The organism is Vibrio spartinae, from assembly GCF_024347135.1.
GTDB lineage: Bacteria > Pseudomonadota > Gammaproteobacteria > Enterobacterales > Vibrionaceae > Vibrio > Vibrio spartinae.
Genome location: NZ_AP024907.1, coordinates 3,323,977 through 3,339,649, shown reverse-complemented (window position 1 = coordinate 3,339,649; position 15,673 = coordinate 3,323,977). Strand labels below are relative to the sequence as shown.

Here is a 15,673-nt window from a genome sequence, read left to right as displayed (position 1 = left end):
TTGGCACTTAGCCAAGGTCACCAAAACGCACCTGTAGTGCGGTGATCGCCGTTAAGGCTGCCGTTTCTGTTCTGAGTACGCGGGGACCGAGTAATATTTCTTCAAATTGATAATCTTTCGTCATCTGAATTTCTTCAGCGGACAATCCGCCTTCCGGACCGATTAACAGACGAATACCTTTGTCCGGTGCCGGCAGGGTGTTGATTGAATACGATGCGCGAGGGTGAAGGTTCAGTTTGAGCGAGTCTGTTGCTTCACTGCACCAATCTGCCAGTGGCATGATCGGTCTGATCTCAGGAATGGTATTGCGTCCGCATTGTTCACAGGCAGCAATCACAATCTTTTGCCATTGTTGCAATTTTTTCTCAAAGCGTTTTTGATCCAGTTTGACACCACATCGTTCTGACAGCAGAGGGGTGATGGTATTGACGCCAAGCTCCACGGATTTTTGAATGGTAAATTCCATTTTGTCTCCGCGAGAAATGACTTGACCAAGATGAAGATGCAGCGGGGATTCATTATCCCGCACAACAGCATCTCCGACTTGTGCCGTGACTGCTTTTTTACTGATTTCGGCCAACACGGCCGGATATTCTGAGCCATGGCCATCAAATAATAAGATTTCCTGACCTGTTTGCATTCTCAGCACACGACCGACATGACCGGCCGCATCTTCGCTTAATGTCACCAGACCTGTGGGGGAGATTTTCTCCGGATGATAAATACGAGGCGTTCTCATAAATTTTCCTAAATCGACTTTTCCTGAACCGACGACTTTTCTGCAACCGATTTGTCCTAAACAGGCTTGTCGCTTTTATTGGGTATAAGATGGGCGCTGCAAACTGAAATTACAAGAGGGATAATTGAAAACAAAAAGGAAAAACCTCGTTTGTCATTCATATCCGCTCCCATTGTATCTCAGTGGCTGGTGGCATTGTGTACAACGATAGATAATTTGCTGACGTTGTACTTTCCGATGACGACGGATCGACAACGAAAATTGCTGACACTGACAATGGTATGGGAAGGTTTCTCCGGCCACGGAACGTGTATCAAACTGATGGGTTGTATGGGGTGGCAAACCGAAGACCTGCGTCATCACCGATTGCCATTCTGAACCGTGTGGTCTTACTCGCCCATACAGGTGGTGGACCAGCAGGTGCGCTATTTCGTGAGGAATCACTTGTTGTAAAAACTCGCTTTGATTTTCAACAAGCAGTACCGGATTCAGACGAATTTCCCAGCGATGACAATAAGCTTTTCCGGCCGCTTTACCACGCAGTTGATAGCTAAGGCTTGGTTGCGGGAAAGGGTGTTGAAAGTCGTGCGATGCTTGCTCAATACAAGACTGGATCCGAGCAGTGACTTGGGTATGGAGTTCAGCAGGTATCGGTGAAGCTGACACGTTTTTCTCCCTTATCTTTTGGGGCTCTTCTTTTGGGATAAAAGCAGTTTTTGGCTAAAGTAATTCTTGTCTAAAACAATTATTGGCTAAAACAATTATTGGCTAAAACAATTGCGAGGCATAAAGCAATGCAAGTCACTTATCATCTCGGTTTCCGTATATAGAAGCAAGCCCTCCGGGTGGAGGGCTATCAATTCAAGATAATACGGTTTATGGACAAGAGCGGCTTACTTTAGCCCAGCGAAGTCCCGCAGTAATGCTGCTTTATCGGTTGCTTCCCATGGGAATTCATCCCGACCGAAGTGACCATAAGCTGCGGTCTTTTTATAAATCGGCTGGAGTAGATTCAACATTTCCTGAAGCCCGTATGGACGGAGATCGAAGTACTGACGAACGGCTTCGATGATGATGCTGTGTGCTACTTTTTCTGTGCCGAATGTTTCAATCATGATTGATGTCGGATCCGCAACACCAATCGCGTAAGATAGTTGAATCTCACAACGATCAGCCAGACCGGCTGCAACGAGGTTTTTGGCAACATAACGCGCTGCGTAGGCGGCTGAACGGTCAACTTTGGATGGATCTTTTCCGGAGAAGGCACCACCGCCATGACGGGCTGCGCCACCGTATGTATCAACAATGATTTTACGGCCAGTCAGACCACAGTCACCCATCGGGCCACCGATAACGAAACGACCGGTTGGGTTGATAAAGTATTTGGTCTCTTTGTTTAACCATTCAGTCGGCAGCGTTGGTTTGATGATTTCTTCCATCACCGCTTCTCTCAATGATTCGGTTGAAATGGAATCACTGTGTTGCGTGGATAAGACCACGGCATCGATACCGACAATTTTGCCGTCGTTATATTGGAAAGTTACCTGTGATTTTGCGTCCGGACGCAGCCATGGCAGTGTGCCGTTTTTACGCACTTCAGACTGACGTTGAACCAAGCGGTGCGCGTAAGTGATTGGCGCTGGCATCAGAACATCGGTTTCGTTGGTTGCATAACCGAACATGATGCCTTGGTCACCGGCGCCTTGTTCTTTCGGGTCAGCGCGATCGACACCCTGATTAATATCTGGAGACTGTTTGCCGATGGTATTTAAAACCGCGCAAGAGTCTGCATCGAATCCCATGTCTGAATGGGTATAGCCAATTTCACGCACAGTGGTCCGGGTTAATTCTTCAATATCAACCCAAGCTGATGTCGTGATTTCGCCACCAACCATGACCATGCCTGTTTTGACATAGGTTTCACAGGCAACACGCGCTTTGGGGTCTTGTTCTAAAATCGCATCAAGTACGGCATCGGAAATTTGATCGGCAATTTTATCAGGATGTCCTTCTGATACGGATTCAGAAGTAAACAGATGCTTTGTCATGAGAACTCCACTCAGATGATGAGCAAGTCATACTGAACACTTACTCGAAATTATTTGAAAACAAGCGCTAAACGCAAGAGATGTTTTTACATCTAGACGTCCATTCTATGCAGCATTAATGGAATTACAAGCTTTTTTTGATGATTGATAAACATCACGATGCTTATTTGGAATGACAATGTTTTACTTTTGGGGAAATAACCGATAAATCTGCGACAGATCGCGCACTTATTGGCACAGTAAATCGATTGCGCCAAGTAAAGGGCTTTGCGACAATATGGTGCTTTTTTTAATATGGTATTTTGCAAATACGGTGTTATTTCGTCGTAATCTACATTCATTTTTTGCTTTATGACTTTCAGGAGCTGACATGTCTTCCCAAAAACGTCTCGCGAATGCAATCCGCGCTTTAAGTATGGATGGTGTTCAACAAGCCAATTCAGGTCACCCCGGCGCCCCGATGGGGATGGCGGATATCGCTGAAGTGCTGTGGCGCTCTCACTTGAACCACAACCCACAAAATCCGAATTGGGCTGACCGCGACCGTTTCGTGCTCTCTAACGGCCACGGCTCGATGCTCATTTATTCGCTGTTGCATTTGACGGGGTATGACCTGTCGATTGATGACCTGAAGAACTTCCGTCAGCTACATTCAAAAACACCGGGTCACCCGGAGTACGGCTATGCACCGGGGATTGAAACCACAACCGGGCCGCTCGGACAAGGCATCACCAACGCGGTCGGTATGGCCATTGCGGAAAAAGCGCTTGCCGCGCAGTTTAACCGTGAGCAGCACAATATTGTTGACCATCATACTTATGCCTTCCTTGGTGATGGCTGTCTGATGGAAGGAATTTCTCATGAAGCGTGCTCTTTGGCCGGTACTTTGGGGCTGGGCAAACTGATTGCGTTTTGGGATGACAACGGCATTTCGATTGACGGTGATGTGGACGGTTGGTTCACGGATGACACCGTGAAACGCTTTGAAGCGTACGGCTGGCATGTGATTCCGGCTGTCGACGGACATGATGCGGCGGCAATTGAAGCGGCGATTACCGCAGCCAAAGCGGAAACCTCACGTCCGACACTCATTTGTACCAAAACCGTGATTGGTTTTGGCTCACCGAACAAATCCGGCTCTCATGATTGCCACGGTGCACCACTGGGTGCGGATGAAATCAAAGCGACGCGTGAGCAACTGGGGTGGGAATATGGCCCGTTTGAGATTCCGGCTGACATTTATGCGCAGTGGGATGCGAAAGAATCCGGCGCAGCGAAAGAAGCGGCATGGGATGAGCAGTTCGCAACGTATCAGGCGGCTTACCCTGAGCTGGCGGCTGAATTCAAGCGTCGGGTCAATGGTGAACTGCCTGCGGAGTGGGAAACGCAAACCAGCCAAATTATTGCTGACTTGCAAGCCAATCCGGTTTCGATTGCTTCTCGTAAAGCGTCGCAAAACGCTTTGGAAGCCTTCGGCAAGTTACTCCCTGAATTCATGGGTGGCTCGGCTGACCTTGCGCCATCTAACCTGACCATGTGGTCTGGCTCGAAATCACTGACGACCGATGATGCATCCGGCAACTATATTCATTACGGTGTGCGTGAATTCGGCATGACGGCCATCATCAACGGGATTGCGCTGCATGGCGGTTTCATTCCTTACGGTGCGACCTTCCTAATGTTTATGGAATACGCGCGCAATGCAATGCGCATGGCAGCGCTGATGAAAGTGCAGAACATTCAGGTCTACACCCATGATTCCATTGGTTTGGGTGAAGACGGGCCGACCCACCAGCCGGTTGAACAAATTGCTTCACTGCGTCTGACACCGAACATGAGCACATGGCGTCCTTGTGACCAGGTTGAATCCGCGATGGCTTGGAAGTTGGCGATTGAACGCAAAGATGCCCCGACTGCGCTGATTTTCTCTCGTCAGAATCTGGCGCAACAAGCGCGTGATGCGGCTCAGGTGGCAAACATCGCCAAAGGCGGCTACATCCTGAAAGATTGTCAGGGCACCCCGGATTTAATCCTGATTGCCACCGGCTCTGAGGTTGATTTAGCCGTTCAGGCGGCAGCGGAATTAACAGCGAAAGGCAAGCAGGTTCGTGTGGTTTCCATGCCTTCAACCGATGCATTTGACCGTCAGGATGCAGCTTACCGTGAAGCGGTACTGCCAGCTTCAGTGACTGCACGAGTTGCGATTGAAGCGGGGATTGCGGATTACTGGTACAAGTATGTCGGCCTCAATGGTCGCATTGTCGGTATGAATAGCTTTGGTGAGTCGGCACCGGCTGGCGAACTGTTCAAACTGTTCGGCTTTACCGTAGATAATGTCGTGGAAGTGGCACTGTCTTTGGGGTAAAGATAAGCAAAGTGGCTGATCATCTGTTGAATGCCGGGCCTGATGTCCGGCATTTTTTCGTCGGATGATTGGTCTGTCATACTGGATGTGGTCAGTAAGTCTGTCTGTATTTGGCGTCATGCGGTGACAGAAGGCGATTACCAATGTTATTTTTTTATACAATCCGCTACTATCATCGCTCTAATTTAAAATAAAGAAGAACAAGAAGGTGAGAGAAGAATGCTAAGAATCGCCATCAATGGTTTTGGCCGGATTGGCCGGAATATTTTGCGGGCTGTCTATGAAAGTGGCAAGAATCAGCACATTGAAGTAGTGGCCGTCAATGAATTGGCACAACCTGACGCGATGGCTCATCTTCTCCAGTATGATTCGAGTCATGGCCGTTTTTTTAAAAAGGTTCGCTACGATCAAGAACATTTATATATCAGCCATGACGATGGTCGTTCTGATGCGATCCGGATTCTTCATTTGTCTGAGCCGAAACTTCTGCCATGGTGTAATCTGGACGTTGATATCGTGCTCGATTGTACCGGTGTTTTCGGTAGTCGGGATGATGGTCTTGCCCATTTGGAAGCCGGGGCGCGGCAGGTTCTTTTTTCACACCCCGGCGGGCATGATTTAGACAACACGATTATTTACGGAGTCAACCACGATTCGTTGAAAACAGAGCATCGTCTCGTCTCGAATGGCTCATGTACGACCAACTGTATTGTACCGATTATCAAGGTACTGGATGAAAATTTTGGGATTGATTCTGGCACCATCACCACGATTCATTCTGCGATGAACGACCAGCCTGTCATTGATGCTTATCATCATGACCTGCGTAGAACCCGGGCGGCCAGTCAGTCGATTATCCCGGTCGATACTAAGTTACATAAAGGGATCGAGCGAATTTTCCCCAAATTTTTAAATAAATTTGAAGCAATTTCGGTGCGGGTGCCGACGGTCAACGTTACCGCGATGGACTTAAGTGTCACAATTAATACAAATGTGAAAGTTAATGACGTAAATCAAACCATAATTGATGCTTCTCAGTGTACATTACGAGGCATTGTTGACTATACTGAGGCGCCACTTGTTTCGACCGATTTCAATCATGATGCGCATAGCGCCATCGTTGATGGGTCACAAACAAGAGTTAGTAACGGACGTCTGGTAAAAATGCTGGTCTGGTGCGATAACGAATGGGGCTTTGCAAACCGTATGTTGGATACGGCTTTGGCAATGGATTCACTACAGTAGAAGTTTACGAGAACGAAGATGTATTTATTTTTTAGAATGAAATAAATAAGCTAGTCTTCTGCGGGTGGATACAATATCAAGATAAACGATGGTTCGGCAGGGTTGCGGAACTGTCAAAATATTTTCCAATATTGCAATTTGAGGGGACAACCATGTCTGTAATCAAGATGACTGACCTGGATTTAGCAGGTAAACGCGTATTTATTCGTGCCGATCTGAATGTGCCGGTAAAGGATGGCAAAGTAACATCAGATGCACGGATCCTGGCATCACTGCCAACGATTAAACACTGTCTTGCGGCTGGCGCAAAAGTCATGGTGACATCTCACCTCGGCCGTCCGACTGAAGGTGAATACGCTGAAGAATTTTCACTCCAACCTGTTGTGAATTACTTACAAGATGCACTGGATTGTGAAGTGAAGCTCGCCAAAGATTACCTCAATGGCTTAACACTCAATGCCGGTGAGTTAGTTGTGCTTGAGAATGTTCGCTTTAACAAAGGCGAGAAGAAGAATGATGAAGCGCTGTCTAAGCAATATGCATCTTTGTGTGATGTATTTGTGATGGATGCATTCGGTACCGCGCACCGCGCTCAGGCATCGACTCACGGTGTGGGAATGCATGCACCGATTGCGTGTGCTGGTCCTTTGCTGGCAAACGAACTGGATGCTTTGGGTAAAGCGATGGACAAACCAGCTCGTCCGATGGTTGCAATTGTTGGTGGTTCAAAAGTTTCCACAAAACTGACAGTGCTTGAATCTTTGTCAAAAGTTGCTGACCAATTGGTTGTCGGTGGTGGTATCGCGAATACCTTCATTGCAGCAGCTGGCAACAATGTTGGTAAGTCACTTTATGAAGCAGACCTTGTTGGTACTGCGAAAAAATTAATGGACGAGTGTGCAATTCCGGTTGCAACCGATGTCGCTTGTGCAAAAGCATTTGACGAAAATGCAGAAGCAGAAATCAAAGATGTTTCTGAAGTTCAAGATGATGACATGATTTTCGACTTAGGCCCTGACTCAACAGCGGCACTGGCAAAAATTCTGAAAGAAGCAAAAACAATCCTGTGGAATGGTCCTGTCGGCGTATTCGAATTCAAGAACTTTGAAGCGGGTACGAAAGGCATCTCGCAAGCGATCGCTGATTCTGAAGGGTTCTCTGTTGCAGGTGGCGGTGATACGCTTGCTGCAATCGATAAATTCGGAATTAAAGCCGATGTATCATATATCTCGACTGGTGGTGGCGCATTCCTTGAATTTGTTGAAGGCAAGGTTCTGCCTGCGGTAGAAATGCTAGAAGCACGCGCAAAGGCATAATGATATGAAGCGGGAGAGAACAAAACTCCCGCTTTCTGTTTGCCTCCGGCAGCGATTGTGCAAGAGCGATGGTTATTTGCTAGAATAGTTGCCATTATAGGTAAGCATGTACAGCATATATTTGTAAAAAATTTATTGAATTGTTTTATTTTAAACGACAGAAAATAGGATCAAATCCATGTCTAAGGTCTTCGATTTTGTAAAACCAGGAGTCATTTCTGGCGATGATGTTCAGAAAGTCTTTCAAGTAGCGAAAGAAAATAAATTCGCATTACCAGCAGTTAACTGTGTTGGTACTGATTCTGTGACCGCAGTACTTGAAGCCGCTGCAAAAGTTAAGTCTCCGGTTATCGTTCAGTTCTCTAACGGTGGCGCAGGTTTCTTTGCCGGTAAAGGTCTGAAACTTGAAGGTCAGCAAACGCAGGTTCTGGGTGCGATTGCTGGTGCAAAATATGTCCATACGGTTGCTGAAGCTTATGGTGTTCCTGTCATTCTGCATACTGACCATGCTGCGAAGAAACTACTGCCATGGATCGATGGTCTGCTGGATGCCGGTGAAAAATTCTTCGCTGAAACAGGTAAGCCTCTGTTCTCTTCTCACATGATTGATCTGTCAGAAGAAACGCTGGAAGAAAACATCGAAACTTGTACCAAGTACTTAGCGCGCATGGCAAAAATGAACATGACGCTTGAAATCGAATTGGGTTGTACTGGCGGTGAAGAAGATGGCGTTGATAACTCAGAGATGGATTCTTCTGAGCTGTACACTTCTCCTGAAGATGTTGCCTATGCATACGAAAAACTGAATGCAGTCAGCCATCGTTTCACGATTGCAGCTTCTTTCGGTAACGTCCACGGTGTTTACAAACCAGGTAACGTTGTCCTGACTCCGACGATTCTACGTGATTCTCAGACGTATGTTTCTGAGAAATTCGGTCTGCCTGAAAACTCGCTGAACTTTGTTTTCCATGGCGGTTCTGGTTCTAGCGAAGCAGAAATCCAAGAATCAATCGGCTACGGTGTGATCAAAATGAACATCGATACTGATACGCAGTGGGCAACATGGGATGGTATCCGTCAGTATGAAGCTGACAACCACGATTATCTGCAAGGCCAAATCGGTAACCCAAGTGGCGAAGATGCACCCAATAAGAAATACTATGATCCACGTGTTTGGTTGCGTGCCGGTCAAGCCTCTATGGTGGCTCGTCTTGAAAAAGCATTTGCAGATTTGAATGCGATTGACGTACTATAATTTGAGTTTATATCAAATTATTGTTAGAAAACCCGTTCTGATGAGCGGGTTTTTTTATAGCTGATATAATCAGATGATGTTGGTATAACTTGTTTGTTCGTTGATATCATAAAAAATAAAGAGTTTGATAATAAAAAGAGAGAATGCAAATGGCTGGAGAATCGCCCGTGAATGGAGCAATACCTTTGTCTGATAGTTTATCCCAGATAAATGGATGGTTAGAAAATAATTCGGATATCTTACTGCAGTATGGCGTAAATATTATCGCAGCGATTCTGATTTTGTTCTTCGGGAACATTTTCGTCAAAGTGATTGCCGGTAGTGTCGCGAAGGTCTTGCGTAGAAAGGATATGGATCCGGCTGTTGTCGAATTCATTCATGGTTTGGTGCGTTATCTATTATTTGTGATCGTTCTGATTGCTGCATTAGGACGAATCGGAGTACAAACCGCATCGGTTGTTGCCGTCATTGGTGCCGCGGGTTTAGCGGTCGGTTTGGCGCTACAAGGATCGCTCTCAAACTTTGCCGCGGGTATCTTGATTGTTGCATTCCGCCCGTTTAAATCCGGAGACTATGTTGAAGTGGCTGGTGTCGCCGGCTCAGTTGAAAGTATTCAAATTTTTCAAACGATTTTAAAAACACCGGACAATAAAATGGTTGTTGTCCCGAATTCTTCTGTTATCGGTGGGGCGATTACCAATTATTCACGCCATGCGACGCGGAGAATTGACCTGATGATCGGGGTTTCCTATGCCGCTGATTTGCAGAAAACCAAACGAATTCTTCGTGAAACGGTTGAACGTGATGAGCGGATTTTGAAAGATCTGGATATCACCATCGGTGTTCATACTTTAGCGGATTCTTCGGTAAATTTTGTCGTTCGTCCTTGGGTGAAAACTGCCGATTATTGGCCCGTTTATTTCGATTTAATGCTGAATATTAAGGAAGCTCTTGACGCGAATGGTATTGAAATTCCATTCCCACAAATGAGTGTTCATTTGAATAAAGTTGAGCAAGCGGATTAATACTTTCCTGAGTGAAGCGGTGTCGTATACACCGCTTTTTTATGACTAAAATATGGTATCGACGCATTCGGTGTGACTCTTTCTTCTGGCAGTGAATCAGCGGGTGATGCTTGAGTGTATTGTTCAATTCAGCGTAAAAGGGACACCATCTATTCAATTATCGGAATGGTTTGTGGCTATTTTAGCCTGTTGTTAGCGTTTTGTTATTTTTGCCACAATCCGATCTAATTACAAGCAAACTATCTTATGATTGAATACTGAAGTGATTTCAAAATAAGGATTCAATGTATGAATTCTGCGATTTGGCAATAACCCTTAATATGTTTATGTGGGAGTAAAGATGATGCGGTTGATGATCCTGAGTTTAATGGTGTTGTGTCTACACAGTTATGCAGCGGAAGTGAATTTCCCACATATATCTGTAACCGGATTTGGTGAAGTCACAGTGGTACCGGACAGTGCGGTCTTTTCTGTTCAGGTGGAGCAATCGACACTCAATGCTGAACAGGCGAAAGAGCGTGTCGATTCGGTTGTGCGTCAATTCTCAGAACAATTACAGGGATTGGGGGCGAAAGCTGAGCAAATTTCCAGTTCTAATTTGTCTCTTGCTCCCCAGTATCATTATCCTGACGAAGGAAAACCTGAGCTAGTCGGATATCGGGCAAGCCGCAGAATCACCGTCTCTGTTGAACAGCTGGATAAGTTGAATAAATATCTGGATGCCGCGCTGGAATCCGGGATTAACCGGGTTGATCGGATAAAGCTGCAGGTGAAAGATCATCAAAAGTATCAGGCACAGGCAAGAGACAAAGCCATTCAGGATGCATCAACCAAAGCACTCTCGATTGCGAAAGGATTTAAACGTACACTCGGCCCGGTGTGGCAAGTTGATTACCACTCCCAGCAAGCCGAACCGATGATGATGCGTGCTGTTTCCATGAACCAGAAAGAAGGTTTTCAGGACTATCAGGACAAGACGATAGTGATCAGTGACAGCGTTGATGTGCTCTATCGATTAAATTAATTATCGATAAAATTCATTCGGTTAGTCAGTTCGATGAAAGTCAAAGAAAACGGGGCGCTTCTGCGCCCCGTTTGTTGATTGCTTTTCAGCGGATTGCTTTTCAGCAGAATATCCGATTACAGTACATGAACCGATGCAGTGTTGGTTGTGCCTGAAGCAACTAATGCACCAGAAACCATCACCACGATATCTCCTTTGCGACCCAGCTCTGTTTCTAGAGCTAATTTCTTACCAGAGATATAGAAGTCATCCGTGCTCGCGATTGAGTCAACAACAATCGGTGTTACACCTTTCGTCAAGACTAATTGCGCTGCAGTTTTCTGGTTCGTCGTCAAAGCGATGATGTGTGCTGTCGGGAAGTATTTTCTGACAGAACGCGCTGATTTACCGCCTTCAGTAGCAACCACGATCAGTGGTGCAGTCAGTTTTTCTGCGGTATCAACCGCACCTTTACATACAGCTTCTGTAATTCTCAGACGAGGACTGTCTAGACGAGAACCAAGCTCCGCTTTCTGTGCAAGGTCTGTCCGAGTCGCAATCTGCGCCATAATACGTACAGCTTCAACCGGATATTTACCTTTCGCAGTTTCACCGGACAGCATGACAGCATCCGTCCCATCCATGATTGCGTTTGCAACGTCGCCAGCTTCTGCACGAGTCGGACGTGGATTTTTAATCATTGAATCCAGCATTTGAGTAGCAGTGATAACCACTTTTCTGGCTCGGTTACATTTTTCGATCATCATTTTTTGAGCAAAAATGACTTCTTCGGCTGGGATTTCAACACCCAAGTCGCCACGTGCAACCATGATACCGTCAGAAAGTTCGAGAATATCATCGAAATTATCGACACCTTCTTGGTTCTCAATTTTAGAAATGATCTGAATATCTTGTCCGCCATGAGCTGCAAGGTATTCACGGATTTCACGGACATCGTCTGCTTTACGGATAAATGAAGCAGCAACGAAATCAACACCTTGCTCACAACCGAATTTCAGATCAGATTTATCTTTGTCTGAAAGAGCCGGCAGTTTGACTGAAACACCCGGTAAATTAACCCCTTTGTTTTCACCTAAAGCGCCATTGTTGAGTACCTGACAGGTGACTTCGGTTTCTGTTTTTTCGAGAACTTTCATTTCGAGCAGGCCGTCATCGACCAGGATGGTATTACCCACACTTAAATCTTGTGCAAAACCTGAGTAAGTCACAGCAGCTCGTTCTTGGTTACCGATGACGGTTGTATCTGTCGTAAACGTAAACGTTTGTCCTGCGACGAGATCGACATCTTGACCATTTTCTAGCTTCGTTGTACGGATTTCCGGTCCTTTGGTATCCAGTAGAATTGCCAATGTTTTGCCAAGGTTTTTCATCACCTGACGAAAGTTCACAATACGAGTTCCATGCTCTTCGTAGTCACCGTGAGAGAAGTTGAGACGCATGACGTTCATGCCTGCGTTAACAAGTGCTGTTAGCTTCTCTACGGATTCAGTTTTAGGGCCAATCGTACAAACGATTTTGGTCTTCTTCATGGAAAATACTCTCCGATAATTGTATCAATTTGAAAGATAATGAGTGCCGTAAAGTGTAGTCAGTGGCCCTTGTCTTTTACTCTTGAAGTGCCGGATTGTTTCTCTCTGTCAAATACACTTTAAAGCTGAAACTCTTTCAACAAAACGGTTATTTTATAACTATATACAACCGCTTGTTTTGCGTAAAAACCGCGCAAGGCTCTGTTATTTTCACCATCGCGAGGTGGTTTTTCAGTAAGTATACATTCAATTTTGTAATTTTCTTACTTTTGCCGAGCAGAATTCTACCACCGAATGAATGGAATATCACGGTCTAAGAATTGTCTTAGAACAATGTTTTAGCATGAAAGATTAATTTTTATTATCGAAATAAATGGACAACAATGTTTCGAAATGACTATTATATATTTCATACCGAAACTTAGTTGCTTTTAAATTTATGCTGAAACGAAACACGCAAGTCAGACGTCATGAAATCGTTCAACTCGTCAATCAGATGGGGGAGGTGAGCGTTGAGCTACTTTCTGAACGATTTCATACTTCAGAAGTCACGATTCGTAAGGATCTCACCTCTTTAGAAAAAAATGGACTGTTACTCAGACGTTATGGCGGTGCGATTGCTCTGCCGAAAGAGGTTGTTACTGATGAATTTGATAAGAATGTTTCGGTTCAAAAGATATCGCTCGCTCAGGAAGCTGCAAAATTGATTCGTGATCATCACCGCATCGTGATCGATAGTGGAGGGACAACCACAGCGTTAATCCAACAATTAAATGAAAAACGTGGCTTAGTTGTGATGACGAACACGCTTCAGGTTGCCAATGCCCTTCATGAACTGGAAAACGAACCGACATTATTAATGACGGGAGGCACTTGGGACCCGCATTCTGAATCCTTTCAGGGGCAGGTTGCCGAGTCAGTGTTGCGTTCTTACGATTTTGATCAGTTATTTATCGGATGTGACGGGATTGATTTGTTACGGGGAACGACGACATTTAATGAACTGACTGGGCTGAGCCGAGTGATGGCGGAAGTTTCCCGGGAAGTTGTCGTGATGGCTGAATCGGACAAAATTGGCCGCAAAATCCCGAATCTGGAGCTGGGTTGGGAGCAGATCGATGTACTGGTTACCGATAGCAAGATTACTGATGAGCAAGTGGCAATGATTGAAGCGAATCAAGTGAGAGTGATTCAAAGTCAAACCAATTAAAGGGGTCGGATAGGAAAGGTGTCTGAATCAAGACTCTCCTGTCGGGGCTGAACATATTGAGATTGAAGCGGAGTTATAAATTATGTGTGGAATTGTTGGTGCTGTGGCACAGCGTGATATTGCAGAAATATTAGTCGAAGGGTTACGTCGTCTCGAATACCGTGGTTATGATTCAGCAGGGGTTGCGATTGTTGATGCGGACAACCATTGCACCCGGATTCGCCGTCTTGGCAAAGTGCAGGCGTTGGCCGATGCCGTCAACGCTGCCAATGTGAGCGGTGGAACCGGTATTGCCCATACACGCTGGGCGACGCATGGTGAGCCTTCTGAAGTCAATGCCCATCCCCATGCTTCCGGTGATATTGCCGTGGTGCACAATGGGATTATTGAAAACCATGAGGCCCTGAGAGAACTGCTTCAAAGCCGCGGGTATGTGTTTGAGTCTCAGACCGATACTGAAGTCATTGCCCATTTAGTCGAATGGGAATTGCGCCAAAGTGAATCATTGGTTGAAGCGCTGCAAAAAACCGCCACGCAGCTTGAAGGTGCCTATGGCACCGTTGCGCTTGATCGTCGTGATCCAAGCCGTTTGGTTGTTGCGCGCTCAGGGAGCCCGATTGTGATTGGGTTTGGTGTCGGTGAAAACTTCTTGGCTTCAGATCAACTGGCTTTATTAAGTGTGACGCGCCGCTTTATGTACCTTGAAGAAGGGGATGTCGCTGAAATTACTCGCAGAAGCGTTACCGTTTTCGATGGACAGGGCAATCCGGTTGAACGTGAGATCATTGAGTCGAGTGCTGAACATGATGCGGGTGATAAAGGCCAATATCGTCACTTCATGCAAAAAGAAATTTTTGAACAGCCGAACGCTCTGAAACAGACAATGGAAGGGCGGGTGACGCATAACTCTGTCATCATCGACAGTATTGGCAGTCATGCGAGAGAAATTTTGAGCAAAGTCGAACATGTTCAGATCATTGCTTGTGGCACATCATATAACTCTGGTATGGCCGCCCGATATTGGTTTGAGTCATTGGCCGGTGTCAGTTGTGATGTCGAAATTGCGTCGGAGTTCAGATACCGTAACTTTGTTGTTCGGCCGAACAGTTTGTTGATCACTTTATCTCAGTCTGGTGAAACCGCGGATACTTTAGCTGCCTTACGTATCGCAAAAGAAAAAGGCTATATGGCTGCAATGACGATTTGTAATGTGTCCGGCTCTTCTTTGGTTCGTGAATCCGATTTTGCATTTATGACGCGTGCCGGCACTGAAATCGGTGTGGCATCGACCAAAGCCTTCACTACTCAGTTGACAGCGATGCTGATGTTGGTTGTCGGACTGGGACGTCAGAAAGGCCATATCGATGCTGACAAAGAAGCCGATATTGTGCAAGCAATCCACGAATTACCGGTCCAGATTGAAAGTGCTTTAGCCTTTGATAAGGCGATTGAAGCACTGGCGGAAGATTTTGCGGATAAGAATCACACCCTATTCTTAGGACGCGGCGAGTATTATCCGATTGCCATGGAAGCTGCATTAAAGCTTAAAGAAATCTCTTATATTCATGCGGAAGCTTATGCTGCCGGAGAGTTAAAACATGGCCCGCTGGCATTGATCGATGCCGATATGCCAGTGGTTGTGATTGCACCGAATAACGACCTGTTGGAAAAGCTGAAATCGAATGTTGAAGAAGTTCGTGCTCGTGGCGGATTACTTTATGTTTTCGCTGACGAGAAAGCCGGTTTCGAAGAGAGTGAAGGCATGAAAATCATCAAGATGCCACACGTCCATGAAGTCACTGCCCCGATATTCTACACGGTGCCAATGCAGCTTCTGTCTTATCACGTCGCCCTGATTAAAGGCACCGACGTTGATCAGCCGCGTAACTTAGCAAAAGCGGTGACCGTTGAGTAAGG

Annotated in this window: 12 protein-coding genes; 8 read left to right on the top strand and 4 right to left on the bottom strand. The window is 46.0% G+C overall.

Features of this window, described 5'->3' with window-relative positions:
* Positions 1–7: 7 nt before the first annotated feature.
* The 3 genes from rsmE to metK all read right to left on the bottom strand — a co-directional run bounded on the left by rsmE (position 8) and on the right by metK (position 2,787).
* Positions 8–739, bottom strand: a complete 732-nt coding sequence (rsmE, locus tag OCU60_RS14960) for a 16S rRNA (uracil(1498)-N(3))-methyltransferase (RefSeq protein ID WP_074371401.1) — start codon at positions 737–739, stop codon at positions 8–10.
* Positions 740–892: 153 nt separating this feature from the next.
* Positions 893–1,405 carry a SprT family zinc-dependent metalloprotease gene (locus OCU60_RS14955; RefSeq protein WP_370738657.1) on the bottom strand — a complete coding sequence of 171 codons (513 nt, stop codon included), beginning with the start codon at positions 1,403–1,405 and terminating at the stop codon, positions 893–895.
* Between the two features lie 227 nt (positions 1,406–1,632).
* Complete coding sequence (metK, locus tag OCU60_RS14950) at positions 1,633–2,787, bottom strand: methionine adenosyltransferase (protein WP_074371400.1); 1,155 nt, start codon at positions 2,785–2,787, stop codon at positions 1,633–1,635.
* 370 nt (positions 2,788–3,157) lie between these two features.
* On the opposite strand from metK, the gene tkt reads away from it, so the two are divergent.
* From tkt to OCU60_RS14920, 6 genes are all read left to right on the top strand, one after another.
* Entirely contained in the window at positions 3,158–5,152 is a 1,995-nt protein-coding gene (gene tkt / locus OCU60_RS14945) for a transketolase (protein WP_261854728.1), read from the top strand.
* 219 nt (positions 5,153–5,371) lie between these two features.
* Positions 5,372–6,397, top strand: a complete 1,026-nt coding sequence (gene epd, locus OCU60_RS14940) for an erythrose-4-phosphate dehydrogenase (protein WP_074375058.1) — start codon at positions 5,372–5,374, stop codon at positions 6,395–6,397.
* A 152-nt stretch (positions 6,398–6,549) separates the two neighbouring features.
* On the top strand, positions 6,550–7,713 hold the full coding sequence (locus OCU60_RS14935; protein ID WP_074375059.1) for a phosphoglycerate kinase: 1,164 nt from the start codon (positions 6,550–6,552) through the stop codon (positions 7,711–7,713).
* A 178-nt stretch (positions 7,714–7,891) separates the two neighbouring features.
* The gene (fbaA, locus tag OCU60_RS14930) at positions 7,892–8,968 is read left to right on the top strand and encodes a class II fructose-bisphosphate aldolase (RefSeq protein ID WP_074375060.1); all 1,077 of its coding nucleotides are present in this window, start codon (positions 7,892–7,894) and stop codon (positions 8,966–8,968) included.
* A gap of 149 nt (positions 8,969–9,117) precedes the next feature.
* Complete coding sequence (mscS, locus tag OCU60_RS14925; protein ID WP_074375061.1) at positions 9,118–9,993, top strand: small-conductance mechanosensitive channel MscS; 876 nt, start codon at positions 9,118–9,120, stop codon at positions 9,991–9,993.
* Between the two features lie 343 nt (positions 9,994–10,336).
* Positions 10,337–11,017, top strand: coding sequence for an oxidative stress defense protein (locus tag OCU60_RS14920; RefSeq protein WP_074375069.1), 681 nt, complete (start codon positions 10,337–10,339; stop codon positions 11,015–11,017).
* Between the two features lie 116 nt (positions 11,018–11,133).
* On the opposite strand, the gene pykF is transcribed toward OCU60_RS14920, so the two are convergent.
* A complete protein-coding gene (gene pykF / locus OCU60_RS14915; protein WP_074375062.1) occupies positions 11,134–12,546 on the bottom strand; it encodes a pyruvate kinase PykF in 1,413 nt (470 codons plus the stop codon).
* 439 nt (positions 12,547–12,985) lie between these two features.
* Here pykF and OCU60_RS14910 point away from each other — a divergent pair, with 439 nt between their 5' ends.
* Positions 12,986–13,756: a DeoR/GlpR family DNA-binding transcription regulator gene (locus OCU60_RS14910; RefSeq protein WP_074375063.1), complete on the top strand. Its 771-nt coding sequence runs from the start codon at positions 12,986–12,988 to the stop codon at positions 13,754–13,756.
* 82 nt (positions 13,757–13,838) lie between these two features.
* The gene (gene glmS / locus OCU60_RS14905) at positions 13,839–15,671 is read left to right on the top strand and encodes a glutamine--fructose-6-phosphate transaminase (isomerizing) (protein WP_074375064.1); all 1,833 of its coding nucleotides are present in this window, start codon (positions 13,839–13,841) and stop codon (positions 15,669–15,671) included.
* Positions 15,672–15,673: the final 2 nt, after the last annotated feature.